This is a genomic window from Fructilactobacillus sp. YLN 2412 (assembly GCF_059488745.1).
The window spans coordinates 1,328,569-1,351,501 of the sequence record NZ_CM183165.1 but is presented as its reverse complement, the minus strand read 5'-3'; the positions used below and the strand labels follow the sequence as shown (position 1 = coordinate 1,351,501).

At 35.7% G+C, this 22,933-nt stretch carries 16 protein-coding genes and 2 rRNA genes; 10 read left to right on the top strand and 8 right to left on the bottom strand.

The window, feature by feature from the left end; all coding sequences use genetic code 11:
• Window positions 1-174 precede the first annotated feature (174 nt).
• The 6 genes from AC0GLR_RS06825 to AC0GLR_RS06800 all read left to right on the top strand — a co-directional run bounded on the left by AC0GLR_RS06825 (window position 175) and on the right by AC0GLR_RS06800 (window position 7,471).
• A 23S ribosomal RNA gene (locus AC0GLR_RS06825) occupies window positions 175-3,090 on the top strand.
• 95 nt (window positions 3,091-3,185) lie between these two features.
• Window positions 3,186-3,302: ribosomal RNA gene (gene rrf, locus AC0GLR_RS06820) — 5S ribosomal RNA — on the top strand.
• A 457-nt stretch (window positions 3,303-3,759) separates the two neighbouring features.
• Window positions 3,760-4,485: a MetQ/NlpA family ABC transporter substrate-binding protein gene (locus AC0GLR_RS06815; protein WP_495604701.1), complete on the top strand. Its 726-nt coding sequence runs from the start codon at window positions 3,760-3,762 to the stop codon at window positions 4,483-4,485.
• Between the two features lie 33 nt (window positions 4,486-4,518).
• Window positions 4,519-5,688 (top strand): pyridoxal phosphate-dependent aminotransferase, encoded by a 1,170-nt coding sequence (locus tag AC0GLR_RS06810; protein WP_495604700.1) that lies wholly within the window; start codon window positions 4,519-4,521, stop codon window positions 5,686-5,688.
• A gap of 23 nt (window positions 5,689-5,711) precedes the next feature.
• Window positions 5,712-6,767, top strand: coding sequence for a methionine ABC transporter ATP-binding protein (locus AC0GLR_RS06805; protein WP_495604699.1), 1,056 nt, complete (start codon window positions 5,712-5,714; stop codon window positions 6,765-6,767).
• On the top strand, window positions 6,767-7,471 hold the full coding sequence (locus AC0GLR_RS06800) for a methionine ABC transporter permease (RefSeq protein WP_495604698.1): 705 nt from the start codon (window positions 6,767-6,769) through the stop codon (window positions 7,469-7,471). Before AC0GLR_RS06805 ends, AC0GLR_RS06800 begins: the two co-directional genes overlap by 1 nt.
• Window positions 7,472-7,532: 61 nt before the next feature.
• On the opposite strand, the gene AC0GLR_RS06795 is transcribed toward AC0GLR_RS06800, so the two are convergent.
• From AC0GLR_RS06795 to AC0GLR_RS06770, 6 genes are all read right to left on the bottom strand, one after another.
• Window positions 7,533-8,465 carry an aldo/keto reductase gene (locus tag AC0GLR_RS06795; protein ID WP_495604697.1) on the bottom strand — a complete coding sequence of 311 codons (933 nt, stop codon included), beginning with the start codon at window positions 8,463-8,465 and terminating at the stop codon, window positions 7,533-7,535.
• Between the two features lie 11 nt (window positions 8,466-8,476).
• A complete protein-coding gene (locus AC0GLR_RS06790) occupies window positions 8,477-8,863 on the bottom strand; it encodes a DUF488 domain-containing protein (RefSeq protein WP_495604696.1) in 387 nt (128 codons plus the stop codon).
• A gap of 104 nt (window positions 8,864-8,967) precedes the next feature.
• On the bottom strand, window positions 8,968-10,308 hold the full coding sequence (locus AC0GLR_RS06785) for a dihydrolipoyl dehydrogenase family protein (protein ID WP_495604695.1): 1,341 nt from the start codon (window positions 10,306-10,308) through the stop codon (window positions 8,968-8,970).
• Between the two features lie 81 nt (window positions 10,309-10,389).
• The gene (gene nrdI / locus AC0GLR_RS06780) at window positions 10,390-10,860 is read right to left on the bottom strand and encodes a class Ib ribonucleoside-diphosphate reductase assembly flavoprotein NrdI (RefSeq protein WP_495604694.1); all 471 of its coding nucleotides are present in this window, start codon (window positions 10,858-10,860) and stop codon (window positions 10,390-10,392) included.
• Window positions 10,861-10,980: 120 nt separating this feature from the next.
• Window positions 10,981-14,019: a YfhO family protein gene (locus AC0GLR_RS06775; RefSeq protein ID WP_495604693.1), complete on the bottom strand. Its 3,039-nt coding sequence runs from the start codon at window positions 14,017-14,019 to the stop codon at window positions 10,981-10,983.
• 56 nt (window positions 14,020-14,075) lie between these two features.
• Window positions 14,076-15,440, bottom strand: coding sequence for a hemolysin family protein (locus AC0GLR_RS06770; protein WP_495604692.1), 1,365 nt, complete (start codon window positions 15,438-15,440; stop codon window positions 14,076-14,078).
• Window positions 15,441-15,654: 214 nt separating this feature from the next.
• Between AC0GLR_RS06770 and AC0GLR_RS06765 the strand changes: the two genes are divergently transcribed.
• Together AC0GLR_RS06765 and AC0GLR_RS06760 are read left to right on the top strand one after the other, a co-directional pair.
• Window positions 15,655-16,080 carry an Hsp20/alpha crystallin family protein gene (locus AC0GLR_RS06765; RefSeq protein WP_495604691.1) on the top strand — a complete coding sequence of 142 codons (426 nt, stop codon included), beginning with the start codon at window positions 15,655-15,657 and terminating at the stop codon, window positions 16,078-16,080.
• A 160-nt stretch (window positions 16,081-16,240) separates the two neighbouring features.
• Window positions 16,241-18,574, top strand: coding sequence for an HAD-IC family P-type ATPase (locus AC0GLR_RS06760; RefSeq protein WP_495604690.1), 2,334 nt, complete (start codon window positions 16,241-16,243; stop codon window positions 18,572-18,574).
• An 18-nt stretch (window positions 18,575-18,592) separates the two neighbouring features.
• On the opposite strand, the gene AC0GLR_RS06755 is transcribed toward AC0GLR_RS06760, so the two are convergent.
• Window positions 18,593-19,504: a LysR family transcriptional regulator gene (locus AC0GLR_RS06755; RefSeq protein ID WP_495604689.1), complete on the bottom strand. Its 912-nt coding sequence runs from the start codon at window positions 19,502-19,504 to the stop codon at window positions 18,593-18,595.
• A gap of 114 nt (window positions 19,505-19,618) precedes the next feature.
• Between AC0GLR_RS06755 and AC0GLR_RS06750 the strand changes: the two genes are divergently transcribed.
• Window positions 19,619-21,265 carry a malolactic enzyme gene (locus tag AC0GLR_RS06750; protein ID WP_495604688.1) on the top strand — a complete coding sequence of 549 codons (1,647 nt, stop codon included), beginning with the start codon at window positions 19,619-19,621 and terminating at the stop codon, window positions 21,263-21,265.
• A 31-nt stretch (window positions 21,266-21,296) separates the two neighbouring features.
• The gene (locus tag AC0GLR_RS06745; protein WP_495604687.1) at window positions 21,297-22,289 is read left to right on the top strand and encodes an AEC family transporter; all 993 of its coding nucleotides are present in this window, start codon (window positions 21,297-21,299) and stop codon (window positions 22,287-22,289) included.
• 99 nt (window positions 22,290-22,388) lie between these two features.
• Here AC0GLR_RS06745 and AC0GLR_RS06740 read toward each other — a convergent pair whose 3' ends face one another.
• Window positions 22,389-22,751, bottom strand: coding sequence for a hypothetical protein (locus AC0GLR_RS06740; RefSeq protein ID WP_495604686.1), 363 nt, complete (start codon window positions 22,749-22,751; stop codon window positions 22,389-22,391).
• Window positions 22,752-22,933 lie beyond the last annotated feature (182 nt).

Here is a 22,933-nt window from a genome sequence, read left to right as displayed (position 1 = left end):
TTTTGAGAGTATCTACTCTCAGACTTTGTTCTTTGAAAACTAGATAATATTATTTTCTGTAAAAATTATATTTTTAATATAATTTCAACCGAGAAATAACCATTGTGTTATTTGAGTTTTTTAAATTAATAGTTTAATCGCTAAACTCAATAATTTATAATCCGAAGGATTATAGGTTAAGTTAAAAAGGGCGCATGGTGAATGCCTTGGTACTAGGAGCCGATGAAGGACGGAACTAACACCGATATGCTTCGGGGAGCTGTACGTAAGCTTTGATCCGGAGATTTCCGAATGAGGAAACTCGACCAGTGTCATGACTGGTCACTGCGTAGTGAATACATAGCTGCGCAGAGGCAGACGTGGGGAACTGAAACATCTAAGTACCCACAGGAATATAAAGAAATTTCGATTCCCAAAGTAGCGGCGAGCGAACTGGGAATAGCCCAAACCGGACCTTTATGGTCCGGGGTTGTAGGACTGAACATTTGAGTTACAAAAGTATTTGATAATTGAAGCAGCTGGGAAGCTGCACCAAAGAGAGTGATAGTCTCGTAAATGAAATCGAATACCCTCAGTTCAGGATCCTGAGTACGGCGCCACACGTGTAACGGCGTCGGAATCCGGGAGGACCATCTCCCAAGGCTAAATACTCCCTAGTGACCGATAGTGAACCAGTACCGTGAGGGAAAGGTGAAAAGCACCCCGGAAGGGGAGTGAAATAGTTCCTGCAACCATGTGCCTACAAGCAGTTAGAGCCCGTTAACGGGTGATAGCGTGCCTTTTGTAGAATGAACCGGCGAGTTACAGTTGCATGCAAGGTTAAGCCGAAAAAGCGGAGCCGTAGCGAAAGCAAGTCTTAAGAGGGCGTTTTAGTATGTTGCCGTAGACCCGAAACCAGGTGATCTATCCATGTCCAGGATGAAAGTGCGGTAATACGCACCGGAGGTCCGAACCCGTGTACGTTGAAAAGTGCTGGGATGAGGTGTGGATAGCGGTGAAATTCCAAACGAACTTGGAGATAGCTGGTTCTCTCCGAAATAGCTTTAGGGCTAGCCTCGGAATTAGAATCGTGGAGGTAGAGCCACTGTTTGAGCAAGGGGTCCATCTAGGATTACTGAGTTCAGATAAACTCCGAATACCACTGATTTATGTCCGGGAGTCAGACGATGAGTGATAAGATCCATCGTCGAAAGGGGAACAGCCCAGACCGCCAGTTAAGGTCCCTAAATATATGCTAAGTGGAAAAGGTAGTGAAGTTGCATAGACAACTAGGATGTTGGCTCAGAAGCAGCCATCATTTAAAGAGTGCGTAATAGCTCACTAGTCGAGTGATTCTGCGCCGAAAATTTACCGGGGCTAAGCATATTACCGAGACTGCGGACGCAACTACGTTGCGTGATAGGAGAGCGTTCTAAGAGCAATGAAGGCAGACCGCAAGGACTGCTGGAGCGCTTAGAAGTGAGAATGCCGGTATGAGTAGCGAAAGATCAGTGAGAATCTGGTCCACCGAATGACTAAGGTTTCCTGGGGAAGGCTCGTCCTCCCAGGGTTAGTCGGGACCTAAGCCGAGGCTGAGAAGCGTAGGCGATGGATAACAGGTTGAGATTCCTGTACTAGTTAATTATGTTTGAACAATGGAGGGACGCAGAAGGCTAAGTTATGCATACTGATGGATATGTATGTTCAAATCGTAAGTCAGGTTATGAGTTAAATGCTTGTAGCCGGGTTGACAAGCGATGATGAGAATCGAAATTTAAGTAGAGAAGTAACCCATGTCACGCTGCCGAGAAAAGCTTCTAGTTAGTAATTAATTACCCGTACCGCAAACCGACACAGGTAGTCGAGGAGAGTATCCTCAGGTGAGCGAGAGAACTCTCGTTAAGGAACTCGGCAAAATGACCCCGTAACTTCGGAAGAAGGGGTGCTGGCCTCACGGCCAGCCGCAGTGAAAAGACTCAAACGACTGTTTATCAAAAACACAGGTTTATGCAAAATCGTAAGATGAAGTATATGGGCTGACGCCTGCCCGGTGCTGGAAGGTTAAGTGGAAAGGTTAGCTTCGGCAAAGCCTCGAAATGAAGCCCCAGTAAACGGCGGCCGTAACTATAACGGTCCTAAGGTAGCGAAATTCCTTGTCGGGTAAGTTCCGACCCGCACGAAAGGCGTAACGATTTGAGTACTGTCTCAACGAGAGACTCGGTGAAATTAAGATACCTGTGAAGAAGCAGGTTACCCGCGACAGGACGGAAAGACCCCATGGAGCTTTACTGTAGCTTGATATTGGGTGTTTACATAGCTTGTACAGGATAGGTAGGAGCCATAGAAGCCGGAACGCTAGTTTCGGTGGAGGCGTCAGTGGGATACTACCCTTGCTATGTGAACACTCTAACCCTGAGCACTTAACGTGCTCGGAGACAGTGTCTGGTTGGCAGTTTGACTGGGGCGGTCGCCTCCTAAATAGTAACGGAGGCGCTCAAAGGTTTGCTTAGAATGGTTGGAAATCATTTGTAAAGTGTAAAGGCAAAAGCAAGCTTGACTGCGAGACAAACAGGTCGAGCAGGGACGAAAGTCGGACTTAGTGATCCGGTGGTACCATATGGAAGGGCCATCGCTCAACGGATAAAAGCTACCCTGGGGATAACAGGCTTATCTCCCCCAAGAGTTCACATCGACGGGGAGGTTTGGCACCTCGATGTCGGCTCATCGCATCCTGGGGCTGTAGTTGGTCCCAAGGGTTGGGCTGTTCGCCCATTAAAGCGGTACGCGAGCTGGGTTCAGAACGTCGTGAGACAGTTCGGTCCCTATCCGTCGCGGGCGCAGGAAATTTGAGAGGAGCTGTCCCTAGTACGAGAGGACCGGGATGGACATACCGCTGGTGTATCAGTTGCGCCGCCAGGCGCATTGCTGAGTAGCTATGTATGGATGAGATAAACGCTGAAAGCATCTAAGTGTGAAACTCGCCTCAAGATGAGATTTCCCATTCCTATATGGAAGTAAGACTCCTGAAAGATGATCAGGTCGATAGGTTAGAAGTGGAAGCATAGTGATATGTGAAGCGGACTAATACTAATCAGTCGAGGACTTAACCAAGGAAGACACAGGGTTAAATCAAAGTTGAACAGAGAAGATATTATCTAGTTTTGAGAGAACGAAGTTCGCTCAGGCTTATGGAAGCATAAGTAAAGTGTGGTGGCGATAGCCTGAAGGATACACCTGTTCCCATGCCGAACACAGAAGTTAAGCTTCAGCACGCCAAAAGTAGTTGGGGGATCGCCCCCTGCGAGGATAGGACGTTGCCACGCAACCCAAACAGTAAGAGACGCTCACCGAAATGGTGGGCGTCTTTTTTTGTGTCTTTAATTATATTATGAATAATAACATCGTCTTAAATTTAAAGTATTTACTAAAATAAATAATAATTTATTAAAATTATGCTTGACATTCAATTCATTAGCCATTAGTATAATAAACAATTAAATAAACGAAATTGAAGAACTGAGTATTTGTTGGAATTTCTAAGAGAATCTCTGGTTGGTGCGAAGAGATGAAACTAAAGCAAAGAAGATGGGTTCTAAATCAATCACTAGTGAGCAATTGTTAGCTAGTGGCGGGGTTGCTACCGATATCTTAGCAAAATTGTTCTAATCGAGAAAATGGATTATTGGAATTATTGTATTATTAGTAATTGTTGGAATTGGTTGGTTAAGTTTTGGACATAAATCTGAGAGTCAAAATGAAAAAGTCGTTAAAGTTGGATTGATGAGTGGATCTAAAGCTGATGATGAAATTTGGAATTCAGTTGCTAAAACTGCTAAAGATAAATATCATATCAAATTACAATTTGTTCACTTTACTGATTATACGCAACCTAATGCAGCCTTAACACAACATTCTGTTGATATTAATGCCTTTCAACATTATGCGTTCTTGAATGATTGGAACAAAAAACATCATACTGATATTAAATCAATCGGTAATACAGTTATTTCGCCAATCAGATTATATTCAAATAAATATAAAAATGTAAAACAAATTCCTAATGGTGCTAAGATTGTAATTCCTAATGATGCTACCAATGAAAGTCGTTCTTTAATTGTTCTAAAAGATGCTGGATTGCTTAAGTTAAAAGATACTAAAAATGGATTACTAACTGTTGGAGATATTAAAGATAATCCTAAGAAATTAGATATTAAGGAAGTTGATGCTTCTCAAACACCTAGATTATTAAATGATAGTGCTGCTGCAGTCGTAAATACCAATTTCGCATTGACAGCTCATCTAAATAGCAAAAAGAGTATTTTCGTAGAACCTACTAACAAACAATCAAAACCTTGGATTAATTTAATTGCTACTAATGAGGATAATGAAAACAAAAAGGAATACAAAGATGTTGTTAAAGCATACCAAACTAAGAAAACAGCTGATCTAATTAAAAAGAATTATGGCGACTTAGAACTTCCAGCTTGGAATCGGAAATTCAACTAGAAATTAAAATGACGAAAAAGATGGGTGAAATTAATGGAATTTGAACAGTCGGAAATCCTTCAATCTCTGCCAAAACAATTTTTTGCAACTTTGGTGAAGAAAGTTAATCAAAAAGTTGCTTCAGGAGCAGATGTAATCAATCTTGGACAAGGGAATCCAGATCAACCAACTCCTGATAATATTGTAAAAGCAATGCAGGCAGCAGTGGCTAAACCAGAAAATCATAAATATTCCCCATTTACCGGACTTTTTGCACTCAAACAAGCTATCGCAGATTATTATAAACGTGAGTATCAAGTTGATTTGGATCCAAAAACAGAAGTTGCCATTTTAGGTGGATCAAAAACCGGTTTAGTAGAATTGCCATTAGCACTTTTAAATCCTGGTGATACGTTGTTGTTACCCGATCCTGGTTATCCTGATTATTTATCAGGAGTTAGTCTGGCTAAAGTAAAATTAGGTTTGGTTCCGCTAAAAGAAGAGAATAATTTCTTGCCGGATTATGCTACGATTGAAGCAGAAACAAAACGCAAAGCAAAACTACTTTATATCAACTATCCCAACAATCCAACCGGTGCCATTGCTACTTCAGAGTTTTTCGAAGACACAGTTAAATTTGCCAAAGACAATCAAATCGGAATTATCCATGACTTTGCTTATGGAGCACTAGGATATCAGCAAAAACCAATTAGTTTTCTTCAGACTCCTGGAGCTAAGGATATTGGGATTGAAGTTTATACACTATCAAAAACTTATAATATGGCAGGTTGGAGAATTGGCTTTGCATTAGGTAATCGCGATATAATTAAAGCAATTGAATTAATTCAAAATCATTTATTTGTGAGTGTCTTTCCAGCAATTCAGGAAGCCGCTATTGCGGCATTAAATGGTTCTCAAGAATCAGTGGCAAAATTAAATGATTTGTATAATACTAGAAGAAAAGCATTTGAAGAAGCAGCTAGTCAAATTGGATGGAAAGCATCTCCAGCGAAAGGATCATTTTATTCCTGGATGCCAGTACCTAAAGGCTATACTTCAGAATCATTTACAGATTTGTTACTTGATAAGGTTAGTGTGGCGGTTGCCCCTGGTGCTGGTTTTGGTAAAGCAGGAGACGGTTTTGTTAGAGTCGGGTTGCTTACATCGCCTGAACGATTGCAAGAAGCCTGTCAACGCATTGGTAAATTACATTTATTTGATTGATGTTAAACTTAGAGGAGGAACGTATGGCAAACGATATTGTTCAGTTCAAAAATGTTTCGGTTGATTTTAAGCAAGACAAAAAAATAGTTCAAGCTGTGTCCGATGTTTCGTTTGGAATTCCAGAAGGTCAGATTTTCGGAATTGCTGGATATTCTGGAGCGGGGAAATCAACATTAGTGAGAACAATTAACTTATTACAAAAACCAACAGCTGGTGAAGTTGATGTCTTTGGCGAAACCTTTTATAAAAAAGTCGGGAAAAAAGTTTCTTTAATTAGTGAAGGTAAACTACGTAAAGAACGACGTAAAATTGGTATGATTTTTCAACATTATAATTTGTTAGATGAAAAAACAGTGCAACAAAATGTTGAGTTCGCTTTAAAGCATAGTGGTTTAAAAAGTAAAGAAATTAGTGAAAAAGCAGTTCGTCTTTTAACGGATGTAGGGTTAGAAAAATTAGCTAAATATTATCCATCACAACTTTCTGGTGGACAACAACAGCGAGTTGCAATTGCTAGAGCACTTGCCAATGATCCTAAGATTTTAATCTCTGATGAAGCAACTTCAGCTTTGGATCCTGAAAATACTATTCAAATTTTAGATTTATTAAAAGACTTAAATCGCAAATATCAATTAACTGTGATTTTAATTACGCATGAAATGGATGCTATTAAACGCATTTGTGATGAAGTTGCTATTATGGATAGTGGAAAAGTGGTTGAAATTGGTTCATTAATTGATATTTTTGTTAAATCAACCAATCCAGTTGTTAGACAAATTGTTGGTAATGACTTCGATGCTCTTTCAATTTTAAAATCATTGAATATTGATACTAGTAATCGAAATTTAGTCAAATTAGTTTATTATTCACAAGAAATTTCACAACCGATTATCGTGGATCTTTATGCCAAATTTAATGTATCAGCAAGTATTGTGTATGCTGATATTGAAGAGTTTGGTAGTCAGACGGTTGGAATTATGATTGTTGATTTGAACGGTGATAACGCTCAAATCAAGCAAGCGCTTGACTATTTAAATGGATTAGATGTTGAAGTGACAGAATTGAGAGGTGAAGCATAATGAAAGAATGGTTTATTACTAATTTCCCTAATGTTGTACAACAAGGTTGGGGTGGTGAAACCGGATGGTGGACTTCAATCGTACAAACTGTTTATATGACATTTTGGTCAGCTATTTTTGGCGGTATTTTAGGATTGATTTTTGGTATTGCCCTGGTTTTGTTTGATAAAGATGGAATTATGCCTCACAAAGTGGTTTTTAGTGTTATTGACAAAATTGTTTCATTGTTCCGAGCAGTTCCTTTTATTATCTTGTTAGCTTTCATCGCACCAGTAACGCAAAAGATTGTTGGAACTCAAATTGGAACGACAGCAGCTTTAGTACCATTAACAGTTGGAGTTTTTCCATTCTATGCTCGACAAGTTCAAGTAGCCTTACAAAGTGTTAATAAGGGAACCATTGAATCAGCACAATCATTGGGATCAACTAATTGGGATATTATTACCGGTGTTTATCTTGGTGAAGCATTCCCTGAGTTAATTCGAGTTTCAACTGTTACTTTAATTAGTCTAGTTGGATTGACTGCAATGGCTGGTGCCATTGGTGCTGGTGGTTTAGGTAACATGGCTATTTCATATGGGTATAACCGTTTTGCTAATGATACGACGCTAGTAGCAACAATTTTAGTAGTTATTATGGTCTTGATTATTCAAGTTGTTGGTGATGTTTGGGCTCGCTTGGTTAATCATGCACAAAGAAATTAAAGATTAAAAAAGAAAGGTCTTCATCGAATTCGATGAAGACCTTTCTTGCGTTTAATTTAAATTAAAAACTTTCGTCAATTTTTTGATATTCTGCATCAGTTAAATTGATGTCTAAAGCTTTGGCATTACTTTTTACTTGTTCAGGTTTTTTAGCTCCTGGAATAACAACTGAAATATCAGGATTTTTAATGTACCAGGCAATCACAATTTGAGCAACAGTAGCATGATGTTTTTCAGCAATTGGTCTAATTGCATCAACACCTTCCATAATCTTTTTAAAGTCTTCGCCTTTAAAATCAGGATCATCATGTCTAATATCATCAGCTGGGAAAGTAGTTGCTTTTGAATATTTACCAGTTAATAAACCGGATGCTAATGGGAAGAATGGTACGAAAGAAATATCATGGTCACGCAAGTAAGGGAACCGTTCTTTTTCTGCTTCACGATCAACCAAATTATATTTTTCTTCGTCAATATCAACCAAGTTGTCTAAATTTGCTTCCTTTAGTTGATCCATTGAAAGATTTGAAACTCCAATAGCTCTAATTTTTCCAGCTTTTTTCAATTCGTTTAAAGCTGCTACGGATTCGTTTAAAGGAGTGTGACCATCTGGGAAGTGAATGTAGAAAATATCTAAGTAATCAGTTTGAAGTCGGTTTAGACTATCTTCCACACATTGTTTTAAAAATTCAGGTGAATCATCAATTACGACGTTGCCATCTTTTTCAACTTTTTGACAACCTTTAGTGGCAATTTGAATTTTAGAACGATCATATCCTTTAATTGCTTCTCCAATTAATTTTTCAGATTCACCCATACCATAAGCAAAGGCTGTATCTAATAAAGTAATTCCGGAGTCTAAAGCTGTTTTAACAATTTCGATTCCAACTTCATTACTTAAATTTGGAAATAAATTATGACCACCAACAGCATTTGTCCCCAAACCTAATGGTCCTGTAATGACATCTGATTTTCCAATTTTTACTTTTTGCATAAATATACCTCCTAATTGTTGGTTAATTCTTGTTGAATGACTGGTTGTTGCAACAGATAATTATAAATAATAATAGCTTGATTATGTTTAGTGTCTTTAGCACCATAAAGTAAAATCACGTTTTGAGTTTTTAACTTTTCTGCAACTAACTTTACTAGTTCGGCTGTGTTTGAATTATCCTGCAATTCCGTTAAATACTTGTGTTTGAATTCAGTAAACTTAGCTGGATCGTGGTCAAACCATTTTCGTAATTTAGTTGAAGGGGCAATTGCTTTATCCCAATCATTTAAATCAGCATTTATTTTTGAAACACCACGTGGCCATAAACGATCTACCAAAATTCGATAACCATTTGTATCAACGGGTTTTGTATAGATTCTTTCTAGTTTTAATTGCATCTATCTCCCAGCTTTCCAGTCAAGATACAATAATTATACAACATTTAGATGGTTGCTTACTAAATATTAGTCTAAAAAAACCACTCTTTATGAGTGATTTGATTTTATAAATGGTGTTTTGTTTCAGAAGCAATCGTTGGGAAAAGTGTGATAAAATCATTCATCTTTTCAGGTGAAATTTGATATTCAATAAATGGAAGGGCACTAGCGATTGAATTATCAGCTTCAGAGCTAATTTCTGTCATTCCAACTAAATAGCCTTTTTTATCAAAAATTGTAATTGTTTTACCTTTATTTTCACGCATTGCAAATCTAAACCAATCACCTGCTAAATTAGCTTCTTTAACGTCGTATTCATCGGGTTTTGCTTTGGCTTCGTCAACTGAGACACCAACTTGAGCAATCCGAGGAGAAGAAAATACAGCACTTGGAACAGCAGGATAATCAATTGGTTCAGTGGTTGCACCAGAGAATAATTTTGTTAAATAACTTGATTCAAAGATAGCAGTTGGAGTTAATTTACCAACACTTTTATCAACGACATCGCCAGTAGCATAAATACTATCAACTGAGGTTTGTAAATGATCATTAACTTTAATTCCCTTTTTATCATACTCAACACCAGCTGTATTTAAACCAATGTTTTCAACGTTAGGGTTTCTACCAGTTGCATCAAGAACCCAGTTAGAACTAATATCACCTTGATTAGTTTTAACAACATACGCATTGTCAACGTGTTCAATTGATTCTGGAGTAACGTTTTTAATGATTTTAACACCTTGTTTTTCAAGATCTGTAAGCAATTCTTCTACAAATGGTTGATAGAATTTTCTTAATGCTTTGTCATGATGTAATAATAAAGTGACTTCAGTTCCAGCATAAGCAGCGATAGTAGCAAATTCAATGGCAATGTAGCCACCGCCAATAATCGTCATTTTTTGTGGCTGGTCTTCAAGATTTAAGAAAGCAGTTCCATTATGAGCTAGTTCAATTCCAGGAATATCAAGCTTATTATAATGAGCTCCAGTTGCAATTACAATTTTATTAGCAGTATATTGGTTTCCATCAACGTCAATCGTGTGGCCATCAACTAACTTACCATAGCCATGAATCACATCAATACCAACACTGGTCATTGATTCTTCAATTGCTCCAGGAAGACTGTTAATGACTTCTTTTTCATGTTTTACATTTTGTTTCCAGTTGATTGTAGTAGTTCCATCAAGACCTCTGCCCTGCATTGCATCTACTTCTTGTTTAACTTTAACTGGCATATCCAATGAAATCTTAGCATTGCAACCACGATTGGGACAAGTTCCCCCAACTTTTCCTGCTTCAATTACACCTAGTTTTTTACCTTTCATAGCTAGAGGAATTGCACCATTAAAAGCACCATGCCCGCTACCTAAGTATAAAACGTCGAATTGATAGTTATTTTCTGTCATATTATTACTCCTTTAAAAACCATTTTCACAAATTAGATTGTATACAATTATTATCAATGATTGAAGTAGCAATGTCAATTATTATGCGTGTTCAACTTCTTTAGTTCTTTCCACTAAATCAGTATAAATTCGAATTACATCACGATTTGTTCCTCTTAGTTCATAGTCAGTAATGAACGGAACTTGAAATTGACGAGAATAACGTTTAGCAGTTAGACAATATTGGAGATTAAAATTTTTATTACCACTGCCAATCACACCTAAACAGTAACTTGCATTTTGGTGATAAGCAAGGTATTCGCCCATCGTATTAGTCATTAACTCTTTAACTCCAGTGTCAACGCCATCTCCACCATCCAAATAAGTAGGAACAAACACAAAATAATTCGAAGTCTCGTCAGCAAAATCAGTTTGTTCTGAAACTTCGGTAGCATCAATTAGAGGATTTGCAGCATTTTCTTGGTGTTGTTTTTTTGCATATTCAGTTAAATCTTCAATAAAACTCCGCGTGTTTCCTTCAATTGAAATAAATAAAATGCGAATTGGTTTCATAATTTCCTCCATAATAATCTTTTTAGTTTATTTTAACGTTTTAATATTGATATTTCACTGTCCATAAATAAGTTAAGGAACACAAAAAGCGATTCAGCTGAACGTTGAACCGCTTTTAAATTATTTTTTAAATTTTTTAAAGATGTAGATTAAAATTCCAATTATTAAGACAGTTAACAAACTAAGCATACTAATAACTTTTCCTAGCAACAATCCAGGAGTTTGATAAGTTAATTTAATGCGGTGCTGACCTTTAGGAATTGTACCACCAACAAATCCTTGATTAACTACAAAAGTTTTGGCTGGATGATTATCAATTGTTAGTTTCCAACCACTTGAATAGGGAATGGAAGTGGTTAAGATTGATTTCTTTGGATTATTACTAATGCCAGTTACTACGTTATTATTAGTTTTGAGATGTTTTAATCCTTGTTTTTGGTTGCGTTTAATCTGTTGTCGATATGTTTTATTAAATGGTACTACCAATAAACGTGCATGTTTGAAATGTAATTTATTGATTTCTTTATAGTTTAATCTAACCTGTTTTCTTTGTTTGGTAGAATAACCTAAATTAATTAAAGCTTTTTGTTTGGGGATGTAATTGGATAATTCATCTGTTCCCAATTGGGTAACAGCATTTGTCATTCCTCTAGTCGAAGCAGTTAATACAAAGCTACCATTATTATAGCCTGAAATGTTATTTCTAAAAGTAGTTAATTGGTCGAAACGGGAGGCAGTTTTGTTCTTCAATACGTTTCGATTATTTTTAGTCTGAATTAAATCAGCTTTACTAGCTTCATTACTCTTAATTCCATCAAGTTCTAAATATAATTCAGCGTGTTTAGTTTTTTCTGGTTTCTTAATGTTTAAATAATAAGTGTTTTTATGTCCTAAAGCATCGGTAGTTAGCTCATGTAATCCATTTTTATTTACTTGTTCGTTATCTTGTTTAATTTGTTGATTTTGATCCAAGATTTTTTGAACACGGTCTTTAGAATAATATTTTACGTCTGGCGAAATATTTTTAGTTGACTGTTGGGCAATTTCGGATTGATCCAGCTGTTGTTGGTCTGTAATTAAATCTTGTGGATCTAATGTTACGTCATATTTCAAATTATGAACTTTAGAATGGTATTGAGCAGTCTTGATTCCAGGAACTTTATGATTTACATTGACTGCCTCAATCATTGCCTGTTCTTTATCATTAGCAGATAGTTTGTTAAACTCTTTGTTTGGAATGAGTTGATCTTGAGTGTAAATCAAGGGGAGAGCGTAGCTATTCTTAGCTAAAACAGTTCCAACTGCCGCATCTGGGCTCAAGATATTGCTATTGTCTTTAAAGAGTTTAGACTGCTTTTTATGGTTTTTAACTAATTTAAATCCATTTGGTAAAGATTTTGATTGACGTTGTGATCTCACAAACATATATTTAACACCCATCAGGTTTTCTAGAGACGAGCGATAATCATTTTGTGCCACGGGGTCGTTCTGAGTGAACTGGTTATTTTGTAAACTTTGTTCTAGTTTTCCAAGATAACCATTTTCAACTGTTAAATATGAAGCAATATCATGAGTTCCTAGAATCATGGGGATATTAGAGCTGGCGTTAAAGTAGTCAGTATTAATAAAATTATCACGAGTATCGGGGAGATAATGATATTTAGGTCCTAAAACCGTACGATAATTACCAAGTCGTTTAGTTACATAATGATTAGCACCATCATAATAATTTTTTACATAGTTTGCGGCGGCATTATGATTTAACATTCCTTTAGAATAACCACTGCTGTTGGGACTGTAATAACCAATCCCTAACGTAATTAAGTTCAATGTAACAATCGCAAAGACACTAGTAATTAAAGTGCGAGGTCGCCAATTGAAAAAGTGAGCGGCGAATAAAATACCAACCAAGCAAAATAATAAAAGATATTCAGTAAAATCATGGCGATGAATTTTAAAGATTAAGCCATTGCAAATCCACACCATAATTAGTAAAACGAAAGGGCTTAAACCAAGAACTTTTAAATCTAGAAGATTTAATTGGGTTAAATGGTCAGAAAAAATAGCCGTTGCCAGCCCAATTGGTAATAAACACAGCGAAACCCAACGATTAGAAGGAGCAGCTAGGGCATTAAAAGTAGAACTGACAGCCGGTAATCCAATTCCAATCACCATTAATATTAAGGCAAGATTGAGATAACGATAGGTTTTAAAGTGAGTGAAAACATAAACCAGACTAAGAAAACTGAATCCACTGATTCCAATAATTAGCCAGAAGTTAAATGTACCACCTATTCCAATGAGTTTACCAGGCAGATTGAGATAATAACTAGCGGGGTAAAAAAGATAACCATTAGCAAAATTATTAGTAATTCGGGTTGATTTAATAGCATAAATAATTGTGGGAATAAAAATAATTCCTGCCATCGAAATTCCACCGATAATGGCTACGATGATTTTTAGCAGTGACTTACCCACTTTAAACCATGGTTCTTTACGAATGCTAAAGTAACGGATAATTACATAAATGATACAACCTAATCCTAGAATATAAGCAAAATAAAAGTTACTTAAAAAAGTAATTAAAACTGCGAACAGGAGTGGGAAAGCAGAATGATTGTGAATAATACGTTCAATTCCATAACACAGTAGTGGAAAGAAAATTAATGGCAGAATAAAGAAAGCATGGTGCATTCCAGCGTAAAGAGCATAACTAGCGAATGTATAAGTTAAAGAGCTCAAAACTAGACTATATTTTTTGAAATTAAATGTTTTAGCGAATAGCATAAAAGCTAAGCCGGCACAGTATAAACGTAATAAAATGAGAACACTATAACCCATTTCAATCGATGATCTGGGGAAAAAGACGATGAGGTAGTTAAATAAATCGCCAACTACGTAATATGAAAAACTGGTTAATTGATCTGCACCTAAACCAATATTCCAAGACCAATGTGTTAATCCTTGCGTCGGATGATGGATAAAATGTACCAGCATGTCGCGAAAATTCACTAAAATGGGATAGTGTTGTGAAATACCATCAAAACTCCAGATTAATGAACTATTAGTGAGATAAAAAGTCCATAGATACGCTAATATAATTACAATAAAGAAAGTTGTATAAAACATCCACGCTGGAATTTTTTTCAATACTTTCATTAATCTTTGCTCCTTAAGAATAAAAAGACGAGGAAATCCCCGTCTTTTTATTAATTTTAATTATTTTCGTCATCTTCGTCATGATTAGGTTCAGTTTCAGTTACTTCAAACCAATTAATAAACGAGTTTTCATAATTAACGACTTTGAATTTAAAGTGACCAATTTTGAAAACATCGCCAACTTTTACGTCGGGATTGTTTTCAATAATAAATCCAGATAAAGTTACAATATCAGATTCATTGAAAGCTTTGATTTGTGTATCAAAGAATTTTTCAAAATCATGAGTGTTTAATTTTCCGCTAATTTTATAAGAACCATTAGTTTGTTTGAAAATTGAAACGTGGATTGAAGGATCAATTTCATCACGAACAGCTCCGAAAAGTTCCTCGTAGATATCTTTATCGGTAATAATACCGGATGTTCCACCATATTCGTCAATGACAACCACGATTGGCTGATGGTATTTAATCATTTGTTGCAAGACCATCGCAATTGGAGTGGTTTCGGAGGTTGTACTGATTTTTCTAATCAAACTAGTGATTGGCTTATTAGGGTTAATCTGGGCCTGTTGAATTAGGTCGTAAATATAAACATAACCTAAAATATCATCCTTGTTGTTATCTTTAACCACTGGCAGCCGACTAAACTTAGTTCGTAAATAAGTTTCAATTGCTTCATTAACAGTGGCATTAACATCAATTGTTTTTAACTGGGTTCTATCAATCATAATGTCGCGAGCGGTTTTGTCGTTTAATTCAAAAGCTCGACGCATGTATAAGTAATCATTCTTTTCTAAAGCACCATTCTTAACCGCAGCTTTAGAAACACTTAAAATTTCAGATTGGGATAAAGCTTCGTCGTTTTCGTTTGCAACTGGCAAACCAAGTAATTTTACAATCCCAGTAGCAGAAGTATTCAGTAACCAAACGAAAGGATAAAAAATGACGTGACAATAATGAAGTGGAGTACTGATAACGTTTAAAACTTGAATAGGCATGTCAATACTTAGGTTTTTAGGTAAAATTTCGGTAAAAACCACTTCTAAATAGGTCAATAAAATAATTCCTAAGACAACTCCAATTCCGTGAGCAGTCACAGAGTTTTGTCCCATGCCGCTAACGCCAAGTAAATCAACGAAAATTTCAATGGCAAAAGTTTCACCAATCCATCCAAGAATGATCCCAGCTAATGAAACTCCCACTTGAGTAGTCGAGAGATATTCATTCAAGTTTTTCACCATCATGATTTCTCGTTCAATTTTTTTCTTGCGTTTAGGAGTAGTGTGATCATCCTCTAATTCTTCTTGCAGAGCAGTCGGTCGTGATTGCACTAAAGCAAATTCACAAGCTACGAAAAATCCAGCAAAGAAGAAAGTAACTAATATAATGACTAAGTCGACAAATATCGATCCAGTAACCAAAAAGCATTCCTCTTTTCATGTTTAGTAAAAGTTATTTTAAATGATTGCAGCGCTAAATAAGCGCCTACAGATATATCCTTAATCATATCATATTATTGGAAAAAACGAGACCAAATCAAAGAAAAAATGAGCTAGTTCTTTGTAACTAAGCTATTATCATTTTATAATTAAGTTGTAGTGAAGGTAATAAAATTTCTGAAAGAAGGTTTCTTTTATGGCAAAAAAAGAATTGGGAACTAACAATTACGGATCATTAGATGATTTCTTTGGTGATCTTGGTAAAAGTTTTTTAAGTTCAGTTGCCGGTAACAATAAAATGAAGACCGATGTTATTGAACATGACCATGACTACGAGGTGGTTGCTGAATTACCAGGCTTTAAAAAGAAAGATATCGAACTTAGTTATGACGATGGAGTTTTAACGATTCATGCTGTTCATAATTTAGATACTGAAATTCAAAATGACGATGGTCATGTTTTAAATCACGAAAGAAGATCAATGGATGTAACTCGTTCATTTGAACTTCCAGATGTACAAGATAATGAAATTTCTGCTAACTATGATGGTGGAATTTTGCGAGTTATTTTACCAAAAGCTCCTCGAGAAGAAGGTAACAATAATACTATTCCAATTAACTAAAAATTAATTTACTAGACAGGTTGAAATTCGTTTTGCAAATTTGCGAAGCGAATTTTTATTTTATATTAAGAAATTTCAATTTAGTCGTTTTAAAATGTTAAATTAATTGAATTTCGCTATAATTAACGTAAATCATCATATTAAAAAATGAGGAATTAAATTGAAAAATAAAAAGGTTGTCGGTTTATCGGATGCTCAGGTTCAGGCGAAAATTGCTGATGGACAAAAAAATACTAAGCCAGCACCACTGACAAAATCAGTTTATCAAATTATTTTTGATAACGTGTTTACGCTATTTAACTTAATTAATATTATCTTGGCCTGTTTAGTTTTTTATACAGGCAGCTATAAAAATATGTTTTTCATTCTGGTTGCTTTTTGTAATACTTCCATTGGTATTTTTCAAGAATTACGATCGAAACGTCAAGTTGATAAGATGGCACTGCTTTCTCAGACTGAAACCAACGTAATTCGAAATGGAAAAAAATTAGCTGTAAAACCAGATCAAATTGTACTCGGTGACATCATTATGCTGAATTTGGGGGACCAAATACCTGTTGATGGTGTGATTCTCAAAACGAAAGAATTGGAAGTAGATGAGTCTCAGATTACAGGTGAATCAGATGCTATCGTAAAACATGACGGTAGTCAGTTGATTTCTGGTAGTTTTGTGGTGAGTGGGAATGCTTTGATGAAAGCCACAAAGGTCGGAAATGATACGTTTGTTAATTCACTGACGTCCAAAGTAAAAGTGACTAAACAAAATAATAGTAAATTATTAAATTTAATTAAACGCATTATTAAAATTTTAACGATTATTATTATCCCATTAGGAATTTGCTTATTCGCATCACGCTTGTATCATGGGGTAGCAATTAATATTGCTATTTTAGGAACGGTGGCTGCTATGATTGGAATGATACCAGAAGGTCTGGTTTTATTATCATCGGTCACTCTAGCTATGTCCGCTTATCATTTAGCAAAGCGACACGTCTTAGTAAGAGATTTAGCTTCCATAGAAACACTAGCTCGAGTTGATACTTTATGTTTGGATAAAACAGGGACCATTACTAATGGTAAGCTACAATTTGAAGATTTAATCATTGAGAATAATAAATTTGACCCAAAACAGGTTAATCAGCTATTAGGTTCTTTAATTTATGAAATTAATGATAGTAATGCTACTGCTGATGCATTGAAGCAACATTTTAATAGCCATCCATACCAGGCTACCGAGATCGTACCGTTTTCATCCGCAAGAAAGTGGAGTGGAGTGACTTTGAGCGGACAGGGAAATTTTGTTTTAGGAGCTCCACAATTTATTTTAAAAATGAATGTAGCACAAACACAACAAGTTCATGATTATGCCAAACAGGGTTATCGAGTATTGGGCTTTGCCAAGGCAGATCAGTTACACAATAATCAAATTGACGGATCTCAGTTAATTGCTCTAATTTTGATTTCAGATGTGATTAGGCCGGATGCTCCAGAAACTCTGCGTTATTTTTATGATCAAGGCGTTAACTTAAAAGTGATTTCTGGGGATGATCCAACGACTGTCGCTAATATTGCTCAGCGAGTTGGAATTAAAAACTGGAATCAGTATGTTGATATGACGACTGTTCCCAATGACGCTGATTATCAGACATTAGTAAAAAGCAAAGTGATTTTTGGCCGAGTCCGTCCAGAACAAAAGGAACGGTTGATTCAAGCAATGCAGCAAAACGGACATACTGTGGCAATGACTGGTGATGGAGTAAATGATATTCTAGCATTGAAACAATCTAATTGTGGAATTGCGATGGCTTCAGGAAATGAAAGCACTAAAAGCATTGCTGATTTTGTCTTAATTGATTCGAACTTTTCCGCTTTGATTAATGTTTTAAGAGAGGGTCGGAGAGTAATTAATAATATTGATAACATTGCTTCGTTGTATCTTATTAAAACTATGTTTTCAGTAATGTTAAGTGTGATTTTCTTATTTATGGTAAGAAACTATCCATTTCAGCCGATTCAACTGGCTCCGATTAATAGTCTGATGGTGGGAATTCCTTCCTTTTTCTTAGCTTTATCACCAACATTTCACCCAATCCGAAATCGCTTTATGGCTGGGATTGAACAAATTGCTTTCCCATCGGCTGTTTGTGTGGTTTTCTATATCTTATTGATTAGTTTGATTAGTAGTTTGATTGGGATTGATAGTGCTGATGTTAGTACTTTAAATGTGTTGTTGACTGGAGCGATTTGTTGGCAGGCGTTAATTCTGGTAAGTCGTCCATTAAATCGTTATAAATGGATGATAGTAATTCTTAGTATTGCTGCTTTCTTATTTGTCTTTTTATTCTTAGGGAGGTTATTTTCACTTACGACCTTGTTTAGTCTGAAAGTAGGAGGAGTCGGCAGTTTATTATTATTGACGGTTAATCCCATGTTTGTCTTAGTACAAAAATTAACAAATTTTTTTAAGATTAAAATTAAATCGATTAGAAATTAAAAAACTTCCCAAAATTTATCATTTGGGAAGTTTTTTTTCAGTTTGAATTGAATTAGTTAAGATATTTACTAATTCTTGTTCTTGGGGTGAAAGAACGTGGGTTTTTCGATAAGCAATTGAAACGTAAAAGGGTTCTAATTCATCGTCATCAATGGGGAGGGCGACTAAATGATCATTTTTACTAATTGCAGTACTAGTTAAAAATGACATCCCTACGTTTTGAGAAACAAGTCGTTTTACCAGTTCAACATCTTGAGTATGATAGCGAGTGTTGACGTGCACGCTATGCATTTTAAGTAGTTGTTGCAAAGTCTTGGTGTGTACAAAATCTTTTGATAGTGAAATGAAATCACAGTTATTAAGATCGGCGACGCGAATTTTATCAAGTTTTGCTAAAGGTGAATCAGCGGATACAATAATTTTAAATTGATTTTTACATAGAATTTTGGCTTCAATCGTATTGTTGTTAAGCGGATGATTGGATCCCAACAATGCGATATCAATTTCGCCATTTTTAAGTTGTTCGAGAAGTTTTTCAGATCCAGCTTCAATATTATCTAAGTGAGTTAGAATTCCATTTTTGTTTAATTGGGTTGCTAAACTGGGAAAATAATAGTTTCCAATAATTGGTGGTAGTCCAAAGCGAATCGGCTGATCGAAGTTATGTTGCATATCACGCTTCATTTCAGCCATTTGTTCTGCAATAATTTCTGTGTGTTTGTATAGGATTTTCCCATATTTATTAACTTTGATTTGATGATGGGCTTGATTTCGGTTAATCAATTCAACATTGAATTCCTGTTCTAAGCGTTTGACTGACATCGAAATAGTTGGCTGACTAACGCCAAAATATTCTGAGACTGCTGTATAGCTTTTTAGTTCAACTAATTTGTTGAAATAAATCAAGTCGTGTAGTTTGATAAAATCCACCTCATATAAATTTATTTTATGAATATAACTCGTTTGACAATTATTTTTGCGCTGTTCTACCATACAGGTAGTGTTTGAATAATATTATATTTTACTACAAAAGGAGTCTTAATTATGACTAAAAGTCAAGAAATTGTAAACAATCCTTTTTTAAACAAAGGAACTGCATTTACTGAAGAAGAACGTAAGACCTTAAATCTCCAAGGAATGTTACCTCCACGGGTACAAACTTTGGACGAACAAGTTGATCGTGTTTATGCTGAATATCAACAAAAGAGTAGTGATTTAGAAAAACGTGTTTACTTAATGAGTATTTTCAACGAAAACCGTGTACTTTTTTACGCTGTTTTTGCTAAACATGTTAGTGAATTTATGCCAGTTGTTTATGATCCAACTATTGCTGATACGATTGAAAATTACAGCAGAATGTATGTAAATCCACAAAATGCTGCTTTCTTATCAATCAATGATGACAGCAAAGAAGATATCAGACAAAGTTTGCTTAATGCTGCTGAAGGCCGTAACATCAAACTTCTGGTTGCTACTGATGGTGAAGGAATTCTTGGAATTGGTGATTGGGGTACTCAAGGTATCGACATTCCAGTTGGTAAGTTGATGGTTTATACTGCTGCTGCTGGAATTGATCCTTCAGAAGTATTACCAGTTGTTCTTGATGTTGGTACTACTAGAGAATCACTACGTAAAGATCCATTATACTTGGGTCTTGATCAAGAACGTGACTACTCAGAAAAATACTATGATTTTGTCGACAATTTCGTAACCGAAGCAGAAGATTTATTCCCTAATCTTTACTTGCACTTTGAAGACTTCGGTCGTGCTAATGCTGCCAACATTTTAGATAAGTATAAAGACAAGTACTTGGTATTTAATGATGATATCCAAGGTACAGGAATCATTGTATTAGCTGGTGTACTTGGCGGGCTTAACATTTCTGGCGAAAAAATGGTAGATCAAAAATACCTTTGCTTTGGTGCTGGTACTGCTGGAGTTGGGATTGCTCAACGAGTTGCTGAAGAAATGGTTCAAGACGGTATGAGTGAAGAAGAAGCTAAGAAACAGTTCTACATGGTTGATAAACAAGGTCTCTTGTTTGATGACATGCCAGATTTAACTCCTGGTCAAAAAGAATTTGCTCGTAGCCGTTCTGAATTTGAAAATTCAGAAGACTTAACTAACCTATACAATGTTGTTAAAGCAGTTCACCCAACTATTATGGTTGGTACTTCAACTGTTCATGGTGCCTTTACTGAAGATGTTATTAAGGAAATGGCTGCTCATACTGAACGTCCAATCATTATGCCTATTTCAAACCCAACTAAGTTAGCTGAAGCTACTGCAGCAGATTTGATTAAATGGACTGATGGTCGTGCTTTAGTTGCTACTGGTGTTCCAAGTGCCCCTGTTGAATACAACGGTGTAACTTATGAAATCGGACAAGCTAACAATGCACTTGTTTACCCAGGAATTGGTTTAGGTGCCATTGCTGCTACGGCAACTACGTTAAATGATGCAATGATCAGTGCCGCTGCTCATTCATTAGGTGGAATTGTTGATCCTAACCAACCAGGTGCTGCTATCTTACCACCAGTTGATAAATTGACTGAATTCTCACAAACTGTCGCTAATGCTGTAGCTCAAAGTGCAGTGGACCAAGGTGTAACTCGTGAAAGTATTAGTGATGTAAAGGCTGCTGTTGAAGACGAAAAATGGTATCCAGTCTACAAAGATATCAAAGCATAATTAAAAATAAATAATTGGAGGCTTGACAATAATGACAGCATTTTTGACTTCGTTGTCTAGTGTTGGAGAAATCGTTTTAGTCATTGCGTTAGGATATTGGCTTCGTAAATCGGGTCGCTTAGGCGACACTTTCAAAGGAAATATTTCATTTATTATTATGAATATTGCCTTACCCGTTTCAATTTTCATGTCAGTAGTATCTAATTTGAATCGTGATAAGTTATTAAGTTTATCAAGTGGTTTGTTCTATGTATTTTTAAGTTTCTTATTGGGATACATTGTAGCAATCGCTGCGGTTCACATTTTCAAGATTAGAAAGGGTCGTCGTGGTACTTTTATTAACATGTTCGTTAATGCTAATACCATCTTTATCGGAATGCCTTTGAACATGGCATTGTTCGGTGCTGCTGGACTTCCTTATTTCTTGCTTTACTACTTGATTAATACTATTTCTACTTGGGCAATCGGGATCTTCTTCATTTCTGCTGATGATCCTACTAAGACCAAGGGTGAAAAATCAAATGCTAAATTTAATTGGAAGAAATTACTTCCTGCTCCATTGATTGGTTTCATTGTAGCTTTAGTATGGTTAGTTCTTGGTTTGCCAGTAACTTTCATTGTTCAACCAGAATCATTCCCAATGCTTGGTAATACCTTTACTATGGTTGGTGGCTTAGTAACTCCATTGTCATTAATTTACATTGGTATTATTTTAGCCGATGCCGGTTTGAACTCAATTCACTTTGATCGTGATTCAGTCCTTGCTTTACTAGGTCGTTTCGTGATTGCTCCTGCAATTATGATTGCGGTTTTGATGACATTCGTACACACTGGTGCTTCAATTCCATCACCTGAATTAAGTACTTTTGTAATTCAGTCTGCTGCACCTGGTTTAGCAGTCTTGCCTATCTTGGTTGGTCAATCACATGGTGATGTTGATTACGCTACTAATGTAGTTGTTACAAGTACGGTATTATTCGTAGTTGTAGTTCCAATTTTGATGGAAGTTGTTAGTTTCTTATAGGAAATAAAATAAATAAAAAAACAGAAATGAATTCTTACATTCATTTCTGTTTTTTTAGCTTTTTGAAAAACTCCAAATATATTGTTTATGATAAAGAGTTTATTTTTTTAATTGTTTAGTAAATTTATCCAAAGTATCTAAATCTGGGGCAGAAATAGAGTCTGGATTATTTAATTCCGAAATCTTTCCATCAATTTTAACAAAATCAAATTCATCATCTAACATTTCACTTAATTTCGTATTTAAGGAAACTAGATTTTCGTTAGTTGCTTTGTGATCAGCAACTTGTTTTTCAATACTTAGTTGAATGGCATTTAAATCATAAATGTTGATTGCATTGGCTAATTTCCAAAACAATTCAAGTTGTTTTTGATATTCAAAAATCTTTTTGACACCTACTAAGTTGTCATTTCCAATATGACGATTATACTCATCAAGTTCTTTAATAAGTTCATTTTCCATAGTTATTTACTCCTATTATTACATTTATTCGCTTTTTATTTTAGTCTCATTAAGTTACAGATACAATGAGAAAGGATTTGATTACTAAATTCGTTCTCAAAAATAGATTGACAAATAATTATTGATGTAGTTTAATAAAAACAATAAAAAAAGAGGAGAAATAGCAATGGACAATCACATGA